This is a genomic window from Streptococcus sp. A11 (genome assembly GCF_043674225.1).
GTDB classification, from domain to species: Bacteria; Bacillota; Bacilli; order Lactobacillales; family Streptococcaceae; genus Streptococcus; species Streptococcus suis_V.
On sequence record NZ_JBIMJS010000004.1, the window covers coordinates 91,093 to 113,467 of the forward strand.

The 22,375-nt window shown below is 45.8% G+C and carries 24 protein-coding genes; 18 read left to right on the forward strand and 6 right to left on the reverse strand.

Annotation, left to right across the window (positions count from 1 at the left end; genetic code table 11):
* Positions 1–5: 5 nt before the first annotated feature.
* From leuB to ACHBIF_RS03670, 4 genes are all read left to right on the forward strand, one after another.
* Positions 6–1,058 (forward strand): 3-isopropylmalate dehydrogenase, encoded by a 1,053-nt coding sequence (gene leuB, locus ACHBIF_RS03655; RefSeq protein ID WP_394718709.1) that lies wholly within the window; start codon positions 6–8, stop codon positions 1,056–1,058.
* The gene (gene leuC, locus ACHBIF_RS03660; RefSeq protein WP_172099782.1) at positions 1,055–2,434 is read left to right on the forward strand and encodes a 3-isopropylmalate dehydratase large subunit; all 1,380 of its coding nucleotides are present in this window, start codon (positions 1,055–1,057) and stop codon (positions 2,432–2,434) included. Before leuB ends, leuC begins: the two co-directional genes overlap by 4 nt.
* Positions 2,434–3,027 (forward strand): 3-isopropylmalate dehydratase small subunit, encoded by a 594-nt coding sequence (leuD, locus tag ACHBIF_RS03665; protein ID WP_394718711.1) that lies wholly within the window; start codon positions 2,434–2,436, stop codon positions 3,025–3,027. Before leuC ends, leuD begins: the two co-directional genes overlap by 1 nt.
* A gap of 62 nt (positions 3,028–3,089) precedes the next feature.
* Positions 3,090–3,875, forward strand: a complete 786-nt coding sequence (locus ACHBIF_RS03670; RefSeq protein ID WP_014638675.1) for an L-threonylcarbamoyladenylate synthase — start codon at positions 3,090–3,092, stop codon at positions 3,873–3,875.
* Positions 3,876–3,935: 60 nt separating this feature from the next.
* On the opposite strand, the gene ACHBIF_RS03675 is transcribed toward ACHBIF_RS03670, so the two are convergent.
* A complete protein-coding gene (locus ACHBIF_RS03675) occupies positions 3,936–4,796 on the reverse strand; it encodes a helix-turn-helix domain-containing protein (protein ID WP_394718714.1) in 861 nt (286 codons plus the stop codon).
* 161 nt (positions 4,797–4,957) lie between these two features.
* Here ACHBIF_RS03675 and ACHBIF_RS03680 point away from each other — a divergent pair, with 161 nt between their 5' ends.
* Both ACHBIF_RS03680 and ACHBIF_RS03685 read left to right on the forward strand, forming a co-directional pair.
* Positions 4,958–5,842, forward strand: a complete 885-nt coding sequence (locus tag ACHBIF_RS03680) for an ABC transporter ATP-binding protein (RefSeq protein ID WP_394718716.1) — start codon at positions 4,958–4,960, stop codon at positions 5,840–5,842.
* Complete coding sequence (locus ACHBIF_RS03685) at positions 5,839–8,181, forward strand: hypothetical protein (protein ID WP_394718718.1); 2,343 nt, start codon at positions 5,839–5,841, stop codon at positions 8,179–8,181. The genes ACHBIF_RS03680 and ACHBIF_RS03685 overlap by 4 nt, the downstream gene beginning before the upstream one ends.
* Positions 8,182–8,224: 43 nt before the next feature.
* Here ACHBIF_RS03685 and def read toward each other — a convergent pair whose 3' ends face one another.
* Positions 8,225–8,839 (reverse strand): peptide deformylase, encoded by a 615-nt coding sequence (gene def, locus ACHBIF_RS03690; RefSeq protein WP_172059196.1) that lies wholly within the window; start codon positions 8,837–8,839, stop codon positions 8,225–8,227.
* A 129-nt stretch (positions 8,840–8,968) separates the two neighbouring features.
* On the opposite strand from def, the gene ACHBIF_RS03695 reads away from it, so the two are divergent.
* Both ACHBIF_RS03695 and ACHBIF_RS03700 read left to right on the forward strand, forming a co-directional pair.
* A complete protein-coding gene (locus ACHBIF_RS03695) occupies positions 8,969–10,132 on the forward strand; it encodes an MFS transporter (protein WP_394718721.1) in 1,164 nt (387 codons plus the stop codon).
* A 14-nt stretch (positions 10,133–10,146) separates the two neighbouring features.
* Positions 10,147–10,875 (forward strand): pseudouridine synthase, encoded by a 729-nt coding sequence (locus tag ACHBIF_RS03700; RefSeq protein ID WP_394718723.1) that lies wholly within the window; start codon positions 10,147–10,149, stop codon positions 10,873–10,875.
* 65 nt (positions 10,876–10,940) lie between these two features.
* Here ACHBIF_RS03700 and ACHBIF_RS03705 read toward each other — a convergent pair whose 3' ends face one another.
* The 4 genes from ACHBIF_RS03705 to ACHBIF_RS03720 form a co-directional block, all read right to left on the reverse strand.
* Entirely contained in the window at positions 10,941–12,314 is a 1,374-nt protein-coding gene (locus tag ACHBIF_RS03705) for a DUF4153 domain-containing protein (protein ID WP_394718725.1), read from the reverse strand.
* A complete protein-coding gene (locus ACHBIF_RS03710) occupies positions 12,304–12,528 on the reverse strand; it encodes a helix-turn-helix transcriptional regulator (RefSeq protein ID WP_105111283.1) in 225 nt (74 codons plus the stop codon). Before ACHBIF_RS03710 ends, ACHBIF_RS03705 begins: the two co-directional genes overlap by 11 nt.
* 9 nt (positions 12,529–12,537) lie before the next feature.
* A complete protein-coding gene (locus ACHBIF_RS03715; RefSeq protein ID WP_105111282.1) occupies positions 12,538–13,011 on the reverse strand; it encodes a DUF2975 domain-containing protein in 474 nt (157 codons plus the stop codon).
* A 184-nt stretch (positions 13,012–13,195) separates the two neighbouring features.
* Complete coding sequence (locus ACHBIF_RS03720; protein WP_394718728.1) at positions 13,196–13,777, reverse strand: xanthine phosphoribosyltransferase; 582 nt, start codon at positions 13,775–13,777, stop codon at positions 13,196–13,198.
* Between the two features lie 210 nt (positions 13,778–13,987).
* Here ACHBIF_RS03720 and ACHBIF_RS03725 point away from each other — a divergent pair, with 210 nt between their 5' ends.
* The 10 genes from ACHBIF_RS03725 (at position 13,988) to ACHBIF_RS03770 (ending at position 22,358) form a co-directional block, all read left to right on the forward strand.
* On the forward strand, positions 13,988–15,295 hold the full coding sequence (locus tag ACHBIF_RS03725; protein WP_394718731.1) for a nucleobase:cation symporter-2 family protein: 1,308 nt from the start codon (positions 13,988–13,990) through the stop codon (positions 15,293–15,295).
* A gap of 116 nt (positions 15,296–15,411) precedes the next feature.
* On the forward strand, positions 15,412–16,641 hold the full coding sequence (locus tag ACHBIF_RS03730) for an NAD/NADP-dependent octopine/nopaline dehydrogenase family protein (RefSeq protein WP_257117120.1): 1,230 nt from the start codon (positions 15,412–15,414) through the stop codon (positions 16,639–16,641).
* Positions 16,642–17,406 carry an aspartate/glutamate racemase family protein gene (locus ACHBIF_RS03735; protein ID WP_105160300.1) on the forward strand — a complete coding sequence of 255 codons (765 nt, stop codon included), beginning with the start codon at positions 16,642–16,644 and terminating at the stop codon, positions 17,404–17,406. It begins immediately after the preceding gene.
* Between the two features lie 87 nt (positions 17,407–17,493).
* Positions 17,494–17,943 (forward strand): MarR family winged helix-turn-helix transcriptional regulator, encoded by a 450-nt coding sequence (locus tag ACHBIF_RS03740; RefSeq protein ID WP_394718734.1) that lies wholly within the window; start codon positions 17,494–17,496, stop codon positions 17,941–17,943.
* Complete coding sequence (locus ACHBIF_RS03745; protein ID WP_394718736.1) at positions 17,936–18,667, forward strand: ABC transporter ATP-binding protein; 732 nt, start codon at positions 17,936–17,938, stop codon at positions 18,665–18,667. Before ACHBIF_RS03740 ends, ACHBIF_RS03745 begins: the two co-directional genes overlap by 8 nt.
* Positions 18,667–20,181: an ABC transporter permease/substrate-binding protein gene (locus ACHBIF_RS03750; RefSeq protein ID WP_394718738.1), complete on the forward strand. Its 1,515-nt coding sequence runs from the start codon at positions 18,667–18,669 to the stop codon at positions 20,179–20,181. The genes ACHBIF_RS03745 and ACHBIF_RS03750 overlap by 1 nt, the downstream gene beginning before the upstream one ends.
* A gap of 9 nt (positions 20,182–20,190) precedes the next feature.
* Positions 20,191–20,952: a nuclear transport factor 2 family protein gene (locus ACHBIF_RS03755; RefSeq protein ID WP_394718740.1), complete on the forward strand. Its 762-nt coding sequence runs from the start codon at positions 20,191–20,193 to the stop codon at positions 20,950–20,952.
* Positions 20,953–21,034: 82 nt separating this feature from the next.
* Positions 21,035–21,544 (forward strand): hypothetical protein, encoded by a 510-nt coding sequence (locus ACHBIF_RS03760; protein WP_394718742.1) that lies wholly within the window; start codon positions 21,035–21,037, stop codon positions 21,542–21,544.
* Between the two features lie 141 nt (positions 21,545–21,685).
* The gene (locus ACHBIF_RS03765; RefSeq protein ID WP_024378860.1) at positions 21,686–21,904 is read left to right on the forward strand and encodes a helix-turn-helix transcriptional regulator; all 219 of its coding nucleotides are present in this window, start codon (positions 21,686–21,688) and stop codon (positions 21,902–21,904) included.
* Positions 21,885–22,358, forward strand: a complete 474-nt coding sequence (locus ACHBIF_RS03770; protein WP_394718744.1) for a DUF6773 family protein — start codon at positions 21,885–21,887, stop codon at positions 22,356–22,358. The genes ACHBIF_RS03765 and ACHBIF_RS03770 overlap by 20 nt, the downstream gene beginning before the upstream one ends.
* Positions 22,359–22,375 lie beyond the last annotated feature (17 nt).

Consider the following 22,375-nt stretch of genomic DNA (forward strand, 5'->3'; position numbering starts at 1 on the left):
GAATTATGCCTAAGAAAATTGTAGCCCTAGCTGGTGATGGCATCGGTCCAGAAATCATGGGTGCAGGTCTAGAGGTCTTAGCGACAGTTGCCAAGAAGGTCGGCTTTGACTACGTGGTTGAGGAGCATGCCTTTGGTGGAGCGGCCATTGACCAGGTCGGTCATCCCTTGCCAGACCAAACCTTAGTAGCCTGTCGGACGGCCGATGCGATTTTACTAGCGGCCATTGGAGCCCCTCAGTATGACAATGCGGCTGTCCGTCCAGAACAAGGCCTGCTTCAACTTCGTAAGGAATTGGGGCTCTTTGCTAATATCCGTCCTGTTAAGATTTTTGATAGTTTGAAAGACTATTCTCCTCTGAAAGCGGAGCGCTTGGATGGTGTGGATTTGGTCATGGTACGGGAGTTGACAGGTGGGATTTACTTCGGAGACCATATCTTGGAAGAGGACCAAGCCAGCGACAGCAATACCTATCAGAAAGAAGAAATCGAGCGAGTGGTTCGAGCAGCCTTTGAACTAGCTCGTAAGCGCAGCAAGAAAGTGACTTCCATTGATAAACAAAATGTTCTTGCCACCTCAAAACTTTGGCGCCAGGTCGCTGATGAAGTTGCGGTAGATTATCCAGATGTGACCTTGGAACACCAGTTGGTCGACAGCGCAGCCATGCTCTTGATTACCAATCCTAGTCGCTTTGATGTTCTGGTAACGGAAAATCTCTTCGGCGATATTTTGTCGGATGAGGCCAGTGTACTGACAGGAACGCTAGGTGTTCTTCCTTCTGCTAGTCATGCGGTGGCAGGTCCTAGTCTTTATGAACCTATCCACGGTTCGGCTCCAGATATTGCTGGCCAAGGCATTGCCAATCCCGTCAGCATGATTCTCTCGGTTGCCATGATGTTGGAGGAAAGTTTTGATTTGGTCCAAGCAGGTCAGACCATTCGCCAAGCTGTCGAAGCGGTCTTTGCACAGGGCATTTTCACTAAAGATCTAGGTGGGACCGCCTCTACCAAAGAAATGACGGAAGCTATTATTTCCCAGATTGAAAGGAGAATGCCATGAGTGGAAAATCTATTTTCGATAAGCTCTGGGACCGCCATGTGATTACAGGGCAGGAAGGTCAGCCCCAGCTCCTTTATGTGGACCAACACTATATCCATGAGGTGACCAGTCCCCAGGCTTTTGATGGTCTGCGAGAGGCTGGACGTCAGGTCCGTCGGCCAGAATTGACATTTGGTACATTTGACCATAATGTTCCAACGGTTAATATTTATGATATTCGTGATGCTATATCGAAGGCTCAGATGGATGCCTTAGCCCGCAATGTGGTGGAATTCGGTATTCCACATGCGCCACATGGGTCTGCCAACCAAGGCATTGTCCATATGGTGGGGCCAGAGACTGGCTTGACTCAGCCAGGGAAATTCATCGTCTGTGGAGATAGCCATACGGCAACCCACGGAGCATTCGGCGCCATTGCCTTTGGGATTGGGACAACAGAAGTAGAGCATGTCTTTGCAACTCAAACCCTGTGGCAGGTCAAACCCAAAAAGCTCTTAGTACGGTTTACAGGTAAGCCAAAAAAGGGGATATACTCCAAGGATTATGTCTTAGCATTGATTGCTAAGTATGGTGTGGCACTGGGGGTTGGTTATGTAGTCGAGTATGTGGGTGAGGCTATTGATGCTCTGACCATGGAAGAACGGATGACGATTTGTAACATGTCTATCGAGTTCGGATCCAAGATGGGGATTATGAACCCAGATCAAACCACTTTTGATTATCTAGCAGACAAGGAAAAACGCCCCAAAGACTTTGAGGCGGCGGTTGCTGATTGGAAAACATTGGTATCCGATTCAGATGCAGTTTATGACAAGGTCATTGAGATGGATGTTTCAAATCTGGCACCGATGGTAACATGGGGAACCAACCCTTCCATGGGGGTATCCTTTGATGAGACCTTTCCTGAAGTTCGCGATATGAACGATGAACGAGCGTATAAGTACATGAACTTACAGCCTGGACAAAGTCCAAAGGATATCGAAATTGGCTATGTTTTCCTGGGGTCCTGTACCAATGCCCGTCTTTCTGACTTGCAGGTGGCCGCCAAGATTGTTGAAGGCAAACGTGTGGCAGATCATGTGACTGCAATTGTGGTTCCAGGTTCGAGGCCGGTTAAGTCAGCTGCAGAAGCACTAGGCTTAGACAAAATTTTCTTGGAAGCTGGCTTTGAATGGCGGGATCCGGGTTGCTCCATGTGTCTGGGGATGAACCCAGACAAGGTGCCGACAGGTGTCCACTGTGCATCGACCAGCAACCGAAATTTTGAGGATCGACAGGGTGTTGGATCACGAACCCACCTTTGTAGCCCAGCCATGGCAGCAGCGGCAGCTATTGCAGGACGCTTTGTAGATGTTCGTGAATTGGAGGTGGTCTGATGGAAAAGTTTACAATCTACTCTGGGACGACCGTTCCGCTCATGAATGACAACATTGATACCGACCAAATTTTGCCCAAGCAGTTTCTCAAGCTGATTGACAAGAAGGGGTTTGGCAAGTACCTCATGTATGAGTGGCGTTATCTGGATAACAAATATACTGAGGATCCTGATTTTATCTTTAATACGGCCCCATATCGTCAGGCAACGATCTTGATTACAGGGGATAACTTTGGGGCAGGTTCCTCTAGGGAGCACGCCGCTTGGGCCCTTGCTGACTACGGCTTCAAGGTTATCATTGCAGGCTCCTTCGGGGATATTCATTATAACAATGACCTCAACAATGGCATCTTACCAATCGTTCAGCCCCGGGAGGTTCGGGAGAAATTAGCTACGCTGGCAGCAACTGATGAGGTGACTGTGAATCTCTACCAGCAAAAGATTATCTCACCAGTCGGAGAATTTGATTTTGAGATCGATGCAGATTGGAAACACAAATTACTCAACGGTCTAGATGATATTGGGATTACCCTTCAGTATCAGGATTTGATTGAGGAGTATGAGAGGAATCGGCCAAGCTACTGGCAGGAATAAAATAAAGATTAGAAAACAAGCAGATCGCTCTGCTATGAAACAAAAGAAAAGAGGAAACTATTATGACGAAACAAATTCACTGGGATGGCGCACTTTCACAAGAAGGTTTTGACATTATTAAGGGCGAGGGAGGCGTGATTGTCTGCCCGACTAAGGTTGGTTATATTATCATGACTGCCGACAAGGCTGGTTTGGAGCGGAAGTTTGATGCCAAAGAGCGCAAGCGTAATAAGCCGGGTGTTGTCCTATGTGGTAGCATGGAGGAGCTTCGTGAGTTGGCTCAGTTGACTCCTGAGATTGATGCCTTCTACCAAAAACATTGGGATGAGGACATTTTGTTGGGTTGTATCCTGCCGTGGAAACCAGAGGCTTACGCTAAATTGCAAGCCTATGGCGATGGTCGTGAAGAGTTGATGACTGACGTGCGCGGTACTTCTTGTTTTGTTATCAAGTTTGGTGTGGCTGGCGAGCAGATTGCTAAGGAAATGTGGGAAAAAGAAGGCCGTATGGTCTACGCTTCATCTGCTAACCCATCAGGTAAGGGAAATCGTGGCAAGGTAGAAGGTATCGGTGAGCGTATCGCGTCTAAGGTAGACTTGATTATCGAGGCGGATGATTATGTAGCATCTATCCAGCCAGACAAGACCATTGAAACCCGCTATGAACAAGGGGTTATGGTGTCTATGGTAGACAAAGATGGTAAACTCATTCCAGAACAAGGTGCAGATAGCCGTTCTATCAGCCCATGCCCAGTTGTCATCCGTAAAGGTTTGGACATCGATAAAATCATGATGCACTTGTCTGACCATTTCAACTCTTGGGATTATAGACAAGGGGAATACTATTAAGATAATTGAGAACGATCCGAAAGGGTCGTTTTTTCTACCAGAAAAAAACTGACCAAGATTTCAGTCAGTTTGGTGCTGTTTGATAAGAAATTGGAGGTTGTCGACTAGCCTTTTCTCGTCTGTCAGTTCTAAGATTTGAAGTCCTTTGTCAATCAATCCCTGTTTGTTTTGGGCTATACCTAGATAGACATAGGCACGGGCTAGTTGGTCATAGCGTTTTTCTTTCTTGGCTAGGTCCATGAGTTTGGTGGCAAAAAAAGTAGACTTGCTGTACTGTCTTTGTTCCAAGAAAAAATAAGAAAGTGAACGATAATGTGACAGTATAGTGGGTTGAATTTTCTTGTAATCTTTGTATTTTTCCAATCGTTTAAGAAGAAGATTGGCAGTTTCTTCAAGGCTATCAGGTGAAGAAATCTTAGACAGAAGAGTGCCTACTAAGATAATATCATTATGATACCAGTTGTCGTATTCTTCTAGTTGGGACCAGAGGAGTTTGGACAGGGTTTCAGCCTCGTCGGAAAGTTGATTGACAGAAGTACTGTTTCGAACGGCTACTACAGTTTCTAAAAGTTGACATTTTCGACGGATAGGAACATCATCTGGTTCTTTTTTCAAGTGGTCCTGGCAACGGTTTATCAAATCCTCCATGGACTTAGTGGTCGGATTTCTGAGATTATCTATATCATAGAGCAGTTGTTGGCGTTGGCTGGGCTGGTAGTAGTTACAGAGGTATTCAAACTCCTCGAAGGTCATATCCACTTGCTTGAGCAAGAACCGCATGAGCTCGTAGCTAGGAATGGTTTGATTTTTCTCGAAGCGAACCAAGGTCGTCCGATTGATAAAATCCCCACAAATCTGCTCCTGACTTAAATGCTTACTTTTCCGAATGCTCTTATACACACTTCCGTAATCCCACCGCATAACTTACTCCTTGAAAAAATGTGATTATTTGCAACAAAACGAATTAACTTTATAAAAATAGTATATCATAATAATATTGAAATATTGTTTTTTGTATATAGAAAATAAGCTGATGAAAGTCTGCTGTACCGCTCTGCCATTTCCCTAAGAAAGGAGTTTCTATGTTAAAAGTTCGTGATATCTGTAAACGCTATGGTGCCCACCAGGTCTTGTCCTATGTGTCCTTTGAGCTGCAAGCGGGGGACTTGGTTGCCCTAGTCGGTCCCAATGGTGTGGGGAAATCCACCCTCCTGAATATCATCAGCAATACAGAAACCGCTGATCGTGGGTCGGTAACCATCAATGGTCGTCCCAATAGTGACCGCGCGATTTTTCAAGATATGTCTGTCATGTTGGATGCCCAAGCCCTTTATCAACAGTTGACGGGTTACGACCATCTGACCTATGTGGCTGCCACCCACAAGCTGGGGAAAAAGGAAGTGGATGCATTGGTGGAAGAATTGGGGATGGGCTACTATGTCAAAAAGCGGGTGGCTGGCTATTCCATGGGCATGAAGCAGAAGTTGCTCTTTGCCATGGCTGTCCTTCCCAAGCCCAAGCTCTTGTTGCTGGATGAACCCCATATCGGCTTGGACCCGACCAATATCATCCAGCAGCGGGAATTTCTTCTAAACCTACAAGCAGAAGGGGTTGCCATTTTGCTTTCTTCCCACCATTTGTCGGAGATTGAGAAGCTGACTAATCAGGTTTATTTCCTCAAGGCCAGCAAGTTGATTGCCACAGAAGTGGAGTTGACGGCGGATTATGATTACCATCTTGCTGTGGAAAACTCCAAGCAGGTTCAGGAATTTTTACGGGATTATCCTCAACTCTTGTGGAAAAAGGCAGAGCAGGGTCTGGTGGAAATCTTCTTGCCTGAGCGAGATTTACTGGATTGTTTGGATCGTATTCCAATCCAGCAGTTGGTAGGTCTTACAAAAGCCAGCGACTATATGGAGTCCCTCTATCGTGATCTCTACGTGGAGGAAGGTGGTGAGGAGACATGAGGCTGAACTTTGAAATCAAGAAAATCCTCAGGTCGCCTCTTTACTGCCTGCTCGTGCTGGGTTTTCTGGGTCTGGCTTACCTTCCTATTTCTCAGCGCCAAGTCCACCAAGCGACCTATGTGGAAACCTATAAAAAAGAACTGAGTGAATTGGCCAGTGTCTTGGCAGATATAAAAATTGAGGAGGGCTCAGAAGAAGCACAGCGGATGGTGGGCTTGAAATCCGATATAGAAAGTGTCGGTCAGGCCTTGGATGAGGGAAAGTTTGAAGCTATCCCCAACTACCGCAAACTCATGTATCAGGATTTGGACTATTTTATCAGCCGCAATCGACAGCTTTTTCAAACGCGGCAATCCTTGACGCTTAGTGAAGTCGAGCGTTTGGCCAGATGGAATGATTGGTTGCTTGCCTACCAATTGCCTGATGGTCCTGAAAATCAAGCTTGGTCAACAGGGCGTATTGTTCAAGCTTACTTAGAAAGTTTGTTTGGTTTTCTTCCTGTGTTTTTGGTGCTTGGTTTTCTACTTGCCAATCAACTGTCAGAAAAGACAATGGCGCATCAAGTTTGGCAGTTGCGGCAATGGGATAGTCTGAGTTTGCAGGGGATGAGGCGTTTGGTTGCTTCCTTGCTTTCGCTTTTGCTGGCTGTGGGGATAGGTTTGCTCTTTATCCTAGTCTATGATGGGCTGACAGGTCAGTTGGCTGTATCTAGTTTTCAAGCTCCTCTTGAGATGTTGGGTCAGAGTCAGTTGATAGGCTCTTGGCTTTACGGCCTTATCTTGCTTGGTTTTTGGCTAATCTTACTCCTAGCTGTTCGCCTGTTATTTGGATTTTTGGACCACTTGTTAGCCAGTCGGCTAACTTTTGTGGTGACGGGGTTAATGTTGGCTCTGGGGCTTTCCTATCAGGCTGGTGCAGTAGCTGGTTGGTCAGGTCAAGTATTTCCCTTGCTGGCCTTTCCGAGTTTTTTAGACACAGCTGCATTTTCACAGGTCTTTGTAGAGGTGGATGTCTTTCTCCTGCTGACTATTGGACTTTTCGTTGCTTATTATGTGCTGACAGAAAAGAAAAGGCTGGTCTTGCTAGTTGGTCATCAGAAGGAGTTAGACACAGGGCGTTTGGACAAGGTTTGGTCTTTTGATGTTCTCATCCTTAGTCGGCTTAATTCTTGGAAAGGGCTCGTCTTAGGCAACTTGCTCCTAGCTCTGCTATTTTCCCTAGTAACAGGCCTACAAAAGCAAGAGGTTGCCCAGGAGGAGAGGGTTTCGATGGAGTTGGTTGCCCAGTCCTATGAGCAAGATGGGGCATATGTGGAGGTTTTGCAGTCGGAAATCAACCGTCTGAGGCAGTTGGTCAAAGAGGATGTGAGCTATCAGGAGGAGTTGGAGCTGAGGCTTGGTCTCTTGCAAGAATATCGTGTCTATAAAGACCTATATGTCAAGCAGTGGCAGGTTTATCAGGAAAAACCTAAGGCTCTGCCGGCTAGTCACCTTGCTATGCTGGAGTCAGAGCAGGTCTATCTATGGGCTAGAGAGGAGAAAGCTTTTGCCAATGGTGATATTGGGGCCAGCCAGACGATGGACAATCTTCGCCGTTACCAGACCCGCAATCAGGTCAGTCAGTATTACTGGCAGCAGCTGATGGAGGCTGGGGTGCCTGCAACTAAGCGGGGCAAGGATGTCATTTTGACTAGCTTGGAAAATCGTTTTGATACTAATGATGCCTTGGTTCCAGCAGATGATCCCACATGGGACCGTTCCAGAGATTTGTCAGGTATCGGCAGTCTGCGCTCTCTCTTTGATGGTCCGGCCTATTTGGTGGTGCTCTTGCTGGCGGTTTGGCTTGGCAGTCGGGGCAAGGCGGTAGAAGTTGCTGGAAAAAACTGGCGTCTTTATCAGACCCAGCCTGTGGATTTGCGCAAGGTTCTGCTTACCAAGTGGTTGTTGGGACTGGGCCAGGCACTAGGTTTTACAATGCTCTTTCTAGTTAGTCTTTTCCTAGTCAATAGTCTAGTCGGAGGAATCGGTTATCTGGAAGATGGCCTTATCTTGCTTTCGCATTCGGAAAGAGGGATTTTTCTTGAATTTTTGAGAGGGCAAGAACTCTGGGCTTACTTCCTTCCCAATGCTCCTTATCTCTTGTGGATGGTGCTTGGCTTGCTTGTCTTGGAAATTGTTCTAGTCAGTCTCAATCATCTTTTGCAAGTTCGGTTTTCAAATCGCCTAGTGGTTTTCATCCTACTAGCTGGTTTGCTGGCTCTGCTGGACTACCTCCTCTTTCAAGATCTGATTTTGGATGGGCAGGAGGTCTTTAGGCAGTTAGCTCTGCTATTTTCGTGAAAAAGAAAAACTGGCTGAAAAAGATTCAGTCAGTTTCTTATCTTTATTCAATCACCAGCATGCCTTCTTTAACGGCAAATGGGTGTTCCGGATCAATGCGGTCGTAGAACATGACACCGTTGAGGTGGTCGATTTCGTGTTGGACCACGATGGCATTAAAGCCTTTGAGTTTGATACGGTGTGTTTCTCCATTTTTGTCCATGTAGTCAACAGTCACGCGCGCGTGGCGGACTACGTAACCTTGGACTTCGCGGTCAACGGATAAGCAGCCTTCGCCCCCTTCCATCGCAGCTTCTTGGACAGAATGTGCCACGATTTTAGGGTTGTACATGACCTCTTGGAGGGAGTAGGCTTGGGCAGGGGGGGTGCCTTCCTCATCTTCTGGATTTGGGACTAAGACAGCAATGATGCGTTTGGAAACGTCAATCTGAGGTGCTGCTAGACCAACTCCGCCCCGGAGTTTCATTTTTTCAGCCATGACTGGATCCTGCGAATGTTTGAGGAATTGCATCATTTTTTCGCCTAAAATAATTTCCTGATCAGATAGAGGAAATGCAACTTCTTCAGCGACCTGGCGTAGGGTTGGGTGCCCTTCACGGATGATGTCATCCATGTCAATCAAATGGGCAGCTTTTGTCAATCGTTCAATAACAGACATGATTCTCTCCTTTGGATATCGATAAATTAAGTATAGCATGAAATCTAGGAGAATAAAAGTCTCAGTCACCTATCTATTCTGTCTCGAATTTGCTATACTAGTAAAAGACGAACGTTGAAAGGGAGAAAAATGAAAAGAATTTTAGAAAAAGCCAGTTTGCTGGCCCTATCCACCATGCTGGTTTCGACATTTGCAGTTTCCCCAGCCATTCCGCAGATGATTGAGCATTTTGCTCAGGAAGGAATAGCGGCTGGTCAGGTGGAAAATTTAATTACGGTGACATCATTTGCTATTATGGTAGCCCTCTTGATGAATGGCTTGGTTGTCCGTTTCTTATCGGAACGCAACATTATCATTGCAGGGCTCTTGTTAATGGCAATTGGAGGTGCTTTACCGGTGTTTCTAACTGCCTTTCCTCTGATTTTGTTGGCTCGTATCTTGCTTGGTTTGGGGATTGGCTTGATCAATGCGCGTGCGATTAATATCATCGGTAATTTTTTCACCGGTCAGGAACGGGTCAAAATGATGGGCTTGCGTGGTTCAGCAGAGGTTTTGGGAAGCGCAGGCTTAACTCTTCTTGTCGGTTGGTTGACTCAATTTGGTTGGCAACCTGCCTTCTTGGTCTACCTTTTTGCCTTGGTCATCTTGGCTCTCTTCCTTCTCTTTGTTCCCAAGGAAGAATTACTTGCTCGCATGGAGGTAAAGGTTGAGGAGAACGCGCCCAAGGTCAAGCTGGATAAGACCATGTGGATGATGGGAATTTATCTGGCATTCTTAGCCTTCTTTGTTATCAATGTCAATACCTTTCTGGCCATTCGTATTCCTCAGATTGTTTTAGCCAAGGGCATTGGTACTGCTCAGCAAGCCAGTCTCATTCTCAGTCTTATGCAGGTCATGGGGATTGTAGCAGGGACGGTCTTTAGTAGCTTAGTTGGTCGTTTGAAGGGCTGGCTTTTAGCTGTTTCCTACGTGGTCTTTGGACTCGCGGTTGTCGGCATTGCCTTTGCGGATAATCTCTGGATGCTGGGGCTCGGTGGTATGGTGTCAGGATTTTTCTACAGCATCATTCTAACCATTGTCTTTAGTCAGGTAACAGACCGTGCACCCAAGGCCTTGCTCAATGCTGTTATGACCATTGTCCTCATGGGCTGCAATATCGGCGGTGCGACATCTGCTATCTTGCCGACTTATCTGGAAAGGCTCAATCCTACCCCAACAGGAGCCTTTGGGATTTACGCTATTGGCTGTGCCTTGATCAGCTCAGGCTTGATTTATAAACAAATTCGTAAATAGAAATAGGAAATGTCATGCGATTAGATAAATTTTTGGTGGACTGCGGTGTCGGCAGTCGGACCGAGGTCAAAAAAATCTTGAAAAGCAAGCAAGTCACGGTCAACGGACAAGTGGAGACGTCGCCCAAGGCTCAGATCGATGAGCAGGCTGACCAGATAGCAGTTGCAGGTCAAGGATTGACGCATGAAAAATATGTCTACTATCTACTCAACAAGCCCAAGGGCGTCATTTCGGCGACAGAGGACGACAGGCATCGGACGGTTTTGGATTTGCTGGATGACACGGATCGTTACAAGGAAGTTTTTCCAGTTGGGCGACTAGACATTGACACCCACGGACTCCTGCTCTTGACCAATAATGGTCCTTTGGCTCATGTCATGCTGTCGCCCAAGAAACACGTGGATAAGATCTATCAAGCTCAGATTGACGGAATCATGGATGAGGCAGATAGGCTTGCTTTTGAAAATGGGATTGAGCTGAAAGATTTTGCCTGTCAACCAGCCAAGCTGGAGATTCTTGCCCTAGATGAGGAAAAAAATCAATCTACCGTCCGCATCACGATTCGAGAGGGCAAATTTCACCAGGTCAAACGTATGGTGCAGGCGCGTGGTAAGACGGTTACGGATTTACAACGCTTGTCCATGGGACCCTTGCGCTTGGATTCGCAATTGGCTCTGGGAGATTACAGAAGGTTGACAGTGGAGGAGTTGACCAGTTTGGAAGGATTCGGAGTGGAGCTGTAAATTCTGTGGCTTCTATGCCTACTTTGAAGTAAATGAAAAAAATCTGCTCACTGGCAGATTTTTCTTTATCCCAAAATAATGGGATGGAGATAGGTCAAGAGGGTAAAACTGATGAGGGCATAGAAGATGGCGTAGCGGATGGCTTGGATAGGTTTGTGGAAACGGATGAGAGCCAAAGCGCACCAAACAATCAGAACGGTAATGAACCAACCTGATAGGAGTCGCAGGGGTGTTGGTCCGTAGAGGTAGATATAGATGCCAAACAATTTCCAAGCGGCTAATAGGGCAAAGAGACTGGCGCTGATAAAGACCAAGGTCAGGAGCAAGCGGGTGCTTTTTCGCTCCCAGAGTGGTTTGTCCGCAAAGATATAGGCCCCTGCTAAGACTGCAAAGTTGACCAAGCAGACCCGGACCAATTGCCAAAAACCTGTAACGGCAACTGTCGAGGCAGTCTGAGGAGAAATGCCATTGAGTGCCAGCAAATCCCCAATTTCGGTCAAACTGGTGACGAAAAAGAGCAGGTAGATGGTCAATAAACTGCCCAGTAGGAGATAGACAGACAGGGTAGGAAAGATACGTAGCGGTTTCAGTTGGTCCTGAAATTGCGAATAGGTCAGTGATTTTTTCGGATAATAGAGCAAGCTGCCAGCTACCAAGCCGAATAACCAAGCACCGACAGGTAGAGAGAAGATAAAGCGTCCGAAAAGGAGATTGAAATCCCAGCCAGAAAGCAAACCTTGAATGAAATTGTCAATCCATTTCCCGAGGTCGCCAGTTGCTAGAGAGAAGGTTTGTGATACCTGCGACAGCTGCTGCCAAACAAAGTAAACAAGGAAAAAGGTGAGAATGGAGCTGACAGTTAAGAGAAGGATAAAGCGGAAGCGGGCAAGTGATTGTCCGGTCTGTTCTGGTTTATCTTCTTTAAAAGTCGCAAAATGCAGGCGAAGTAAGAAGTGTTTGAAGGGCAAGAGTATAAAACCTTGTAGCACATCATACCAGAAGAGAACACCAATTCGTCCTTGTGCCAGCCAACCATTTCGTGCGAGAACATAACAGACGAAACCGGTGTGGAGAGCTAGCAGTTGTAACATCTCAATCGATTCGCGAAAGTCCCAAATCGATAGGGCTAAGGCTTGCAGCAGGCAGGAGGTGGCAAAGATGATACTTTCTAAGTTAGGCTTGTTTAATCTTTTTTCCGTGGATAAAAATTGTCCGAGCTCCACCAGCGCTATCATTCCCAAGCTAAAGAGAAGGAGAAGTCGAGGCTGGTAATCGAAGAAAATATAGATATAGAGATAGGCCAGTAGGTAGCTGAGCCAGCGTCCAGTGTTAAAGACCTGTCTTTCAGCCGGAGTCAGCTGGGCAATCCGGTTCTTTGTCGGGGAAAGAGCGGGATTGATTGGGGAAATGGTCTGGTCAGAAATGCTTTTAACCTTCATGTTCATCCTCCTCATCGGGGACATATTCTAAAATATCCCCCGGTTGGCAGCCCAATTCACGGCAGAGGGCATTTAAGGTTGAAAAACGGATGGCCTTGGCCTTGTTATTTTTCAAAATCGACAGGTTGGCAGGCGTCAGCTCAATCAATTCTGCCAGACGACCGGCGCTAATCCGCTTTTGAGCCATAATAATATCTAAATTGATTTGTATCATAAGCCCTCCTTAAATCGTATAGTCGACTTCATCTTGCAGTTCGACGGCTTTACCAAAGGCATTGCGAACAACGCGAATGACCAAGGTCAAGGCGAGACCAGCAACTGTAATTAAGAGCATGGGCACGTAGCAAGTGACCCCCAGACCGAATGAAATCAGGGTAGCAAGCGCCATTTCCCAGCCCAAGACTTGTAAACTGCGGACATTTTCTGCGACAAATACTTGATTTTTCCCGATGCGCGCCACCAATTGGTAGAGATGGAAGAGGAAAATCAGCGCCAAAAAGCCCAAAAGATAACCGAAAATCAGCAGGGTCAGGTAGCGCGTGTCTCCTTGGAGCAAAGGAGAAGGGTAGATGATAACCAAATCAACTACCCATGTACCCGTGCACATGAGCAGGATGGAGGCCAAGAAAAGAAGGATTAAACAAGTTTTGGTCAGACTGATACTCCAGTCTTCATAGGTCGGATGTGGTTGTGACATAAAAACTCCTTTGTGATTTTTCTCTAGCATACCACAGAATTTATCGAATTTCAATAAAAAAATAATGAAAAATGATATATTTTTATTAAAAAAGGATAAAAAATAAACAGAGCAAGTCGTCTAGGAAGCTCTGCCATTTGCCAAAACAAAAGAAAAAAATCGGTCAGAACAACCGATTTCTAGTTTAAATATCTGCTGGTGCAAAGACGACCTGTCCATTTTCAAAACGGTCAATTCTAGCCAGAGATGTGACAGGAACGCCGGCATCAATGAGCAGTTGACGCCCGTCTTGGAAGGATTTTTCGATGACAATGCCGACACCGACCACGGTAGCGCCCGCTTGCTGGATAATGTCAATCAAGCCCTTGGCTGCCTGTCCGTTGGCCAAGAAATCATCGACAATCAGCACCTTGTCCTCTGGACTGAGGAATTTGCTGGTGATGGAGACGGTCGAAGTGACTTGTTTGGTGAAGGAATAGACCTCTGCCGTCAAAATGCCCTCGGTCATAGTAATATTTTTATGCTTTTTAGCAAAAATCATCGGAACTTCTAAACTTTCAGCAACATAAACAGCTGGAGCAATGCCTGAAGCTTCAATGGTGACGACCTTTGTAATGTCCTTGGAGCGATAGGCATCTGCCAAGACCTGCCCCATTTCCTTCATCAAGCCAAAATCAACCTGATGGGTCAAAAATGAGTCAACTTTTAAGATATTTTCTCCTAATACCTGACCATCTTTTAAAATGCGTTCTTCCAATGCTTTCATTTACAATTTTCCTCCAGAATTTTCTTATTATCAGTATAGCATAAAATCAGCAATTATCGGAAAAAAGAACATGATGTTTGTAAAATGATGTTGAAATCCACTGATTTACAATAAAAAACGAATGTTTCTTATTTATTTTTTATAATTGTATTGATTTGGAGTGTTCTTTTTGTTGAACTGAGGATAAGAATTGAACACAAAGGAGAAATCATGTCTCAGAAAATAACAAATGAACATTCTTCCGAAATGCTATACGGAATTGATCAACAACCACCAAAAGGGATGGCTGTTTTGCTTGCTTTTCAGCATATTTTAGCAGCTTTTGCAGGAATCATCGCAGTGCCTCTTGTCGTTGCAAGTGCCTTGGGATTATCGGTAGAAGATACGTCTATTATGGTATCGGCTTCAATCTTTGTTGCTGGTATTGCCACCATTTTGCAATCGAAAGGTATTGGCCCAGTAGGTTCACGTGTCTCTGGTATGATGGGGACGGACTTTACCTTTGCCAATCCAGCTATCAGCGTTGGTAGTCAGTTGGGAATTGCTGGTATCGTGGGTGCAACCATTGCTGGTTCATTTGTAGAGATTGCTCTCAGTCGTTTTGTCAAACCCTTGATGCGCTTCTTTCCGCCATTGATTACAGGAACTGTTGTATCCCTCATCGGTATTACTCTCATGCCAGTCAGTATGGACTGGGCAGCTGGTGGAGTTGGTGCAGCAGACTATGCTTCTGTTGAAAATATCAGCATTGCCTTTATCGTCTTGGTTTTCACTTTAGCCTTAAATCACTATGGCAAAGGCATGCTAAAAACAGCCTCTGTCTTCTTTGGGATGTTTTTTGGTTACATCTTGTGTATTTTTCTTGGGAAAGTTGATTTATCGGCTGTTGGAGAAGCAGCCTGGTTTGCTCTTCCTAAAATTTTCCATTACGGTGTAAAGTTTGACCTATCTTCTATTCTAGCCTTCATTCCAGCCTATGTCGTATCTTTGATTGGAACGGTGGGAATTATGATGGCCATTGGAGAAGCGTCAAATCAAAAGATTTCTTCTGATCGGGCAGCAAATGGTGTGCTAGCCGATGGTGTTGGTTCCTTGATTGCCGGTGTTTTTGGGGCTGGTCCAAATACAGCCTTCTCACAGAACGTTGGCCTCATTACTCTGACAAAAGTTGCTAGTCGTCATGTTATGATTCTTGCGGGTATTATTCTTACTTTACTTGGTGTCTTTCCAAAATTATCTGCCTTGATTTCCATCATGCCCCAACCTGTTCTTGGTGGTGTTGGCATTATCATGTTTGGTTTGGTAGCTGCCCAAGGAATTAAGACTCTTGCAACGATTAAAATTGGGGACCGTGAGCTCTTGATTATTTCCATTGCCTTTGCGCTTGGGATTGGAGTGACCGTTCGTCCAGAATTATTGAGTCATCTGCCATCAGCTCTTCAAATGGTCTTCTCATCTGGTATTTCAACAGGAACCTTGGCAGCTCTCTTACTTAATGTTGTTTTGAAAGAAAAATAAGATGAAATAGGCTATCCTCGTGATAGTCTATTCTTATAGATAGTTATAATTTTTTGCTATTGGCCGAGAGAATTTGGTTTTGGTATACTAGGAAGAAACGACTATTGGAGGAATTTATGTCAGTAGAAGAATGGAAACAAGCACCGATTGCGATTTTGGGAGCAGGTGCGGTTGGAAAGGCTGTAGGAGCGGATTCTAAATTGGCTGGGAATCGTGTGCATTTATTTGACTTGCCGGAATTTGCAAAAGATACACTAAAGAATATAGAAAAAACAGGGATTACCTTGACAGGAGGACAAAATAGTCTTTACGGTTTTGAACGTAGCGGCCGTGCCTTTTTTGATCTGGTGACAGACCGCATTGAAGAGGCTGTTGCGGGAGCTAAAATTGTCATTGTGGCGGTGCCGTCCATTGCCCATGACCAATTTTTTGAAGCCTTGGTGCCTGTCTTAGAAGATGGGATGATTGTTCATATCATTCCAGATAATTTTGGCAGTTTGAAACTTCGTAAGAAGATGAGAGAGTTGGGTTGTCAGAAGCAGGTGATTGTCGGTGGCTGGACCAGTGCCCCTTATGGAGCCCGAATTGTCAGGGAGGGCGGGGTCATGACGCCTAAAATCGAGTTAAAATATCGGGCCATTACGCTTCGGGGTGCAGCTCTGCCCATGACCGACCAAGAACTCTTCCTAGAAAGTTCGCAGGCGATTGGAGCTTTTGATGCCATTACGGAAGGGGATGGTGTGACGGGCGGACAGACCGTTTTGGATGTTGGTTTTAGCAATGTCAATCCAGTCCTGCATTGTCCTGGTACGATTTTGGGAGCTAGCGTGATGGAGAATTTTGGTCGGATTTTCGGTGGAAATGATCCGCTCCAGTACTCGATCTATTCGCACGCTTACAGTGAATCCGTGGCAGAAGTGCAATATGCCTTCTATCTAGAACAGGTGCAGCTGGCGGAGGCGATTGGTGTTGATTTGCTTCGTTATCCCAAGGAGAATTTTTTGTCGCGGACCAGTATTTTGGGTCCAGAGTATATGGGTGATGACTGCATTGTTCCCTTCGACCAGCAGTTTCCGATGGCTTATGGGACTGGCCCCTTCACCATTCAGGACCGCTATGTGACAGAGGATGTGCCTGTTGGTTGCCATATCTATCATGAATTAGGTAAGAAATACGGGGTGGCCACTCCAGTTATTGATAGTATGATTGTCTTGGGCTCCGTCATGACAGGTCGAAAATTTTTTGAAGAAGGCTTGACCTTGGAAGACTTGGATTTGGCCCATTTGAGTAAGGAAGAGACCTTGGCTTACTTGGAAACAGGACTCTTTCGAGAGCGGGAGGTATAAATGACACATTTCAGAGCGAGTATTGAGAATGCAGGGCAGCTGGACCAGTTTTATCAGGTGCAGGATGCTTCTGTGGCAGGATTTTCCATTGGAATTATTACCATTGACTTTAACTATGTCAAATTACCGGGCAATGTTGCCAATGCGACCACCTTCTCCTTCCCGGTCGTCTATGAGGACATTGTTTTGGAAATAGAAGACCTCTTCAATGGTGAGGAGAAATTGTTGGACATGGTCATTGAGGCTGCTAAGAAGCTGGAGAAAAAGGGTGTGCGGGCTATTGTCGGTGCCTGTGGCTATTTCAATCATTTTCAGGAGCAGGTGCGGGATGCGGTAGCGGTTCCTGTCTATCTGTCCAGCGTTCTTCAGATTCCCTTGATTAAAATGGGGCTCAAGCCAGACCAGAAGATTGCGGTTCTGGTAGCAGACGGAGAGGGGGCCAATGCAGATTTCTTCGCCAAGGCCAATGCCTCTATTTCAGACTGTATTGTCAAGGAAATTGGTAGCTTGGAGAGCTTTGCTCCTATCCGCTACAACAAGCCTTATCTGGACAACGGTCGCTTGAAGGCGGATCTAATCGCAGTTGTGCAGGAATTACGTGCCAATCATCCAGAAATTGGGGCGATTTTGCTGGAATGTAGTGACCTGCCTCCCTATGCGGCGGCTCTCCACCGAGCAACTGGCCTGCCAGTCTTCGATTTCACCACCTTGATTAACTGGGTGCATTCGGCAGTGGTCCGCAGGGAATTTTACGGGTATATGTGAGGAGAAAAGATGGTCAATAATATTGACTATCTTACTTTTTCTGGTAAAATAGTAAAAAAAATGACTAATTACAGGAGCAGAGCGACGATGACAGAATTGAGACCGCGGAGTAAAGACTTGGCCCGTATCTTTGACCAGCAGGTCGGGCTCTACGAGGGTTATGCACGGCGACAGGGGCTAAACGGCAAGTGCCTATCGATCCTTATGTGGCTCTATTATCATCCCGGAGGTGTGACACAGAATTTGGTCAGTAAGAAGACTTACTCTAGTAAGCAGGTGGTCAATGCCACCATTAAGAAATTTCTGGATAAGGGCTATGTTTTTTTTGAGGAAAATCCAGCAGACAAACGGCATAAGAAGGTCAAATTGACCGAGGCTGGCCGTGTCTATGCCTGTCGGATTTTGGACCCCTTGGAAGAAGCGGAAAAAACAGCCCTGTCCCAGTTCAGCTTGGAAGAACAGGAGCAGTTACTGGACCTCTTTGGTCGCTATGGACAGGTCTTGACGGAAATCTTAGGAGGAGAAACCAATGATTGAGTACCAAAATGTGTCCTTGACCTATCAGGTCAACGGACCAATCTTGAAGAATTTGACCTTTGACATTCAAGAGGGAGAATTCTTTGTCCTGATTGGACCAAGCGGGAGCGGAAAAACAACGACGCTGAAACTGATCAACCGCCTGATTGAGCAGACAGATGGAGATATTCGGATTCAGGGCAAGCGGCTGAAAGACTTTGACCTGCGTGAGCTACGCTTGGAAACTGGCTACGTCCTGCAACAGATTGCTTTATTTCCAAATATGACAGTGGCTGAAAATATTGCTCTTATTCCTGAGATGAAGGGTTTGAACAAGGAAGAAACCTTGAAAAAATCTAGAGAGCTCTTGACCAAGGTAGGTTTGGATCCAGACAGTTATCTGGACCGTCTGCCCAAGGACTTGTCTGGGGGAGAAAAGCAGCGGATTGGGATTTTGCGGGCTATTATTGCCAATCCCAAGGTCTTGCTTATGGATGAGCCATTCTCAGCCTTGGACCCGATCAGCAAGGGGCAGTTGCAGGACTTGATCAAGGACTTGCATGAGGAATTCAAGATGACAACGGTTTTCGTCACGCATGATATGGACGAGGCGGTTAAGCTGGCAGACCGTATTTGCTTGATGAGGGCAGGTGAGGTAGTCCAGTTGGGCACGCCTGATGAACTCCGCAACCAACCTGCTAATGACTTTGTTGTTGAATTTATGAAAAATCGGGGAGGTGCCTAATGGATCAGTTGATAACAACCTTTCTGGAACGCAAGGCGGACTGGCTGACAGCCCTCTTCGAGCACCTGCGGATTTCCCTTCTGGCCTTAATTATTGCTATTGCCATTGCGGTGCCACTGGGCTTGGTCTTGTCTAACAAGAAAAAGCTGACCGAGTGGAGTTTGCAGGTCACAGGCGTTTTCCAGACCATTCCGTCCTTGGCACTGCTGGGGCTCTTCATTCCTTTTATGGGTATCGGAACGCTGCCTGCGGTGGTGGCCCTGGTTATTTATGCCATCTTCCCCATTTTGCAGGGGACTTTGACCGGACTTTCGGAAATCGATCCCTCGCTGGAAGAGGCTGCGACAGCCTTTGGGATGACCAAGCTAGAAAAACTGCGTAAGTTTCAGTTGGCTCTGGCCATGCCTATTCTCATGTCTGGTATTCGGACGGCGTCCATTATGATTATTGGAACGGCAACGCTTGCTGCCTTGGTCGGTGCAGGCGGTTTGGGCTCTTTTATCCTCTTGGGAATTGACCGTAATGACTCAGCCCTGATTTTGATTGGGGCGGTGTCGTCGGCCGTCTTGGCAATCCTCTTTGGCTCGGTCATCAAGTTCTTGCAGGATAAGAAGCCACGGACCATTCTGGCGGCTCTCTTGGTGACTCTCTTGGCTGTCGGAGTCAGCTATGTGCCGTTTAATCAATCGTCATCGAAAAAGCTGGTCATCGCTGGGAAATTGGGTGCCGAGCCTGAAATCCTCATCAATATGTACAAACTCTTAATTGAAGACAAGACGGATATCGAGGTAGAGCTGGAGCCAAACTTTGGCAAGACCAGCTTCCTCTATGAAGCCCTCAAGTCTGGCTCGATTGATGTTTATCCAGAGTACACTGGTACCATTACGACCACTCTTTTGACTAGTCCACCGTCTGACCTGTCCAACAATCCTGAGGAGGTTTATACCTATGCAAAAGAAGCGATTTTGGAACAGGATGGCTTGGTTTACCTAGCACCGACGGATTTTCAAAATACCTATGCTGTGGCAGTGACGGAAGACTACGCTCAAGATCATGGTCTTGAAAAGATTTCGGATTTGGCAAAAGTGCAGCAGACTGCTGTCGCAGGCTTCTCTTTGGAGTTTAATGACCGTGAGGACGGGAATATCGGTCTGACCAATCTTTATGGGCTCAATCTCAATGTCAAAACCATGGAGCCTGCCCTTCGCTACCAAGCCATTAAAAATGGAGATGTGCAGCTAGTTGATGCCTACTCAACGGATAGCAAGATTGTTTCTTACAAGCTGAAAATCCTGGAAGACGACAAACAGCTTTTCCCACCTTATCAGGCCGCTCCGATATTGACCAAAGAAACCCTAGACAAATACCCTGAGTTGGAGCAAGTTTTTGGGGTTCTTTCGGGCAAAATATCGACCGAGGAAATGACCCAGATGAACTATGCGGTCGATGTGGAAGGCAAGTCGGCAGAGCAAGTGGCGAGGGAATACCTCGAGAAAGAAAATCTACTGAAATAGGAGAAAATCATGTCACATCAACTAGAAAATGCTAAAAATCTTTACCTCCGTGGCATTCGCGACGGGGAAATCAAGGAAGTTCATGAGCACTATATGGGTGCTACTTACACCCAGCATAGTACAGGTGTGCCGGATGAAAAAGAGGGCTTTGCGGCTTTCTTTGAGGACTTTTTCAAACGCAATCCCAAGCGGGAAATAAATATTGTTCGTGCCATTGAAGACGGAAATTTTGTCTTTGTCCATGTCCACCAGAAACTCAATGACGGTGAGGATGAGTGGGTGACGGCGGACATTTTCCGTTCAGATGAAAACGGCCGTATCGTCGAGCATTGGGATGTCATCGATGCCTATCCAAAAACCATTGGTGAAACAGACCCTTTTTATGCAGACTTTGAGTTGACTGACCTAGATAAGACCGAGGATAACAAGAAAACCGTCCGTCGTTTCTTGGTCGATGTCCTTCAAAATGGTGAAATCGAGAAGTTTAACGACTATGTGGCAGCGGACCTGATTCAGCACAACCAAGAGATCGCCCAAGGCGGTGCGGCCTATAAGGACTATCTTGTCGACAATCAAGTCAACTACGACTTTGTCTTCAAGGTGATGGGACAGGGTGACTATGTGGTGGCTTACTCGAAAGTCTGGATTGCGGGTCAGGACTACGCCCACTTTGACATCTACCGCCTCAAAGACGGAAAAATTGTCGAGCATTGGGACAACAAGGAAGTTATGCCAGACAAAAAAGACTTGACCAATCTAGGGAAGTTTTAAGAGGGGGATGTCTCCTTCTTTTTTCTTGACTTGTTTGGTTTCTTGGTTGATAATAGAAAAAAAGATAGTGGAGTAGTTGCTCATGCTTAAATACCTTCGTGCTCTTCCCTTGCTTGTTGTAGCAAGTGCTGTTGTATATCTCTCGATTTGGATGTGGATTGATAATGGGGATTGGACTTACATCATTGCCAGAGTGTCTGGTATGACTGAAAAACATGCTAACAATCTGGCGCTTATTGCTATCGCCATTCAGTCCCTCTTTTTTACGTCCGACTGGTTTTATAGTCGTATCCGTTCCTTTCTAAATCGTCGTTTGGAACGCTCCAGGGGGCTTAATCGGCAGATTTATCTGGGCTATAAGGCTGGAGTTGAACTTCTGATGGCTCTACCCAAACGGACCATCTTGTTTAGCTTTTACTTGATCTTGACCATTTTGGAAAACTTGGGTGTGATTGATAGTGCCAAAGACTATGCGGTGGTCATTGTGTTTATTATTGCCGTGGACCGTGTGACTAAAATCTGGCCAGAAGAAAAGCGGAGGATGATTGAGTTTAGTCAGAAGATTAAGAAACGGATTAAGAGTGCGGGATAAGTCAAGATTAAATATTTTAAGAAGGCAAGGCTGCCTTCTTTTTTGTTAAAAAAACCAAACAAAATGTAATATATATGTTGCAAAATAGAAAATATAGTATATAATATAACTATATAAATACGAAAGGAGGAAGGCTATGATATGAAGAACATACGGCTTAAGCTGGCTCGTGTAGAAAAAGATATGACCCAAGGGGACTTAGCGGAGGCTATCGGAGTGACCCGCCAGACCATCGGTCTGATTGAGGCGGGGAAATACAATCCCAGTCTTAGTCTCTGTCTATCGATTTGCCACTGTTTAGGGAAAAGTTTAGATCAATTATTTTGGGAGGAACCAACTAATGAAAAAAATTGTGACTGATGAACGTGTTCGACAAGAAGAAAACCAAGTCTTTGCTTGGGTGGGCAGGGCCATGAATATTCTTTTGCCTCTCTCATTTCTTCTCAAGAGTGTGGTTTTAAAGTGGTCTTTTGAGACCTATGTTTTTGAACTGGTTGCCATGTTGGTTGTTTCGGTCTATCTCTTTTACGGTTATTGGAGGAAGGGGCTTGATATGGAGCATGGGTCAGCTTGGAAAGGTTACCTTTATCTAGGAGGGGGAATTGGTGGCACAACAATTGTAATGGCTTGGACCAATTACCAGACCTATGGTCATCATTATACTGGTATTTGGGATGGACATTTTTGGGTAGTCGTTTTAACATTCTTTATTTCTATGACCTGTCTTGTTCTGCTATTGCTGAACATAGTATCTTGGGTAAATAGCTACCGTCAGAAGCAGGTGGAAAAAGAATTGGAAGAAGAGTTTGAATAGACAATTGAGTTCGCCTT

Coding starts and splice junctions, on each gene's coding strand:
- leuB (WP_394718709.1), top strand. CDS start 6: ATGCCTAAGAAAATTGTAGCCCTAGCTGGTGATGGCATCGGTCCAGAA.
- leuC (WP_172099782.1), top strand. CDS start 1,055: ATGAGTGGAAAATCTATTTTCGATAAGCTCTGGGACCGCCATGTGATT.
- leuD (WP_394718711.1), top strand. CDS start 2,434: ATGGAAAAGTTTACAATCTACTCTGGGACGACCGTTCCGCTCATGAAT.
- ACHBIF_RS03670 (WP_014638675.1), top strand. CDS start 3,090: ATGACGAAACAAATTCACTGGGATGGCGCACTTTCACAAGAAGGTTTT.
- ACHBIF_RS03675 (WP_394718714.1), bottom strand. CDS start 4,796: ATGCGGTGGGATTACGGAAGTGTGTATAAGAGCATTCGGAAAAGTAAG.
- ACHBIF_RS03680 (WP_394718716.1), top strand. CDS start 4,958: ATGTTAAAAGTTCGTGATATCTGTAAACGCTATGGTGCCCACCAGGTC.
- ACHBIF_RS03685 (WP_394718718.1), top strand. CDS start 5,839: ATGAGGCTGAACTTTGAAATCAAGAAAATCCTCAGGTCGCCTCTTTAC.
- def (WP_172059196.1), bottom strand. CDS start 8,839: ATGTCTGTTATTGAACGATTGACAAAAGCTGCCCATTTGATTGACATG.
- ACHBIF_RS03695 (WP_394718721.1), top strand. CDS start 8,969: ATGAAAAGAATTTTAGAAAAAGCCAGTTTGCTGGCCCTATCCACCATG.
- ACHBIF_RS03700 (WP_394718723.1), top strand. CDS start 10,147: ATGCGATTAGATAAATTTTTGGTGGACTGCGGTGTCGGCAGTCGGACC.
- ACHBIF_RS03705 (WP_394718725.1), bottom strand. CDS start 12,314: ATGAAGGTTAAAAGCATTTCTGACCAGACCATTTCCCCAATCAATCCC.
- ACHBIF_RS03710 (WP_105111283.1), bottom strand. CDS start 12,528: ATGATACAAATCAATTTAGATATTATTATGGCTCAAAAGCGGATTAGC.
- ACHBIF_RS03715 (WP_105111282.1), bottom strand. CDS start 13,011: ATGTCACAACCACATCCGACCTATGAAGACTGGAGTATCAGTCTGACC.
- ACHBIF_RS03720 (WP_394718728.1), bottom strand. CDS start 13,777: ATGAAAGCATTGGAAGAACGCATTTTAAAAGATGGTCAGGTATTAGGA.
- ACHBIF_RS03725 (WP_394718731.1), top strand. CDS start 13,988: ATGTCTCAGAAAATAACAAATGAACATTCTTCCGAAATGCTATACGGA.
- ACHBIF_RS03730 (WP_257117120.1), top strand. CDS start 15,412: ATGTCAGTAGAAGAATGGAAACAAGCACCGATTGCGATTTTGGGAGCA.
- ACHBIF_RS03735 (WP_105160300.1), top strand. CDS start 16,642: ATGACACATTTCAGAGCGAGTATTGAGAATGCAGGGCAGCTGGACCAG.
- ACHBIF_RS03740 (WP_394718734.1), top strand. CDS start 17,494: ATGACAGAATTGAGACCGCGGAGTAAAGACTTGGCCCGTATCTTTGAC.
- ACHBIF_RS03745 (WP_394718736.1), top strand. CDS start 17,936: ATGATTGAGTACCAAAATGTGTCCTTGACCTATCAGGTCAACGGACCA.
- ACHBIF_RS03750 (WP_394718738.1), top strand. CDS start 18,667: ATGGATCAGTTGATAACAACCTTTCTGGAACGCAAGGCGGACTGGCTG.
- ACHBIF_RS03755 (WP_394718740.1), top strand. CDS start 20,191: ATGTCACATCAACTAGAAAATGCTAAAAATCTTTACCTCCGTGGCATT.
- ACHBIF_RS03760 (WP_394718742.1), top strand. CDS start 21,035: ATGCTTAAATACCTTCGTGCTCTTCCCTTGCTTGTTGTAGCAAGTGCT.
- ACHBIF_RS03765 (WP_024378860.1), top strand. CDS start 21,686: ATGAAGAACATACGGCTTAAGCTGGCTCGTGTAGAAAAAGATATGACC.
- ACHBIF_RS03770 (WP_394718744.1), top strand. CDS start 21,885: ATGAAAAAAATTGTGACTGATGAACGTGTTCGACAAGAAGAAAACCAA.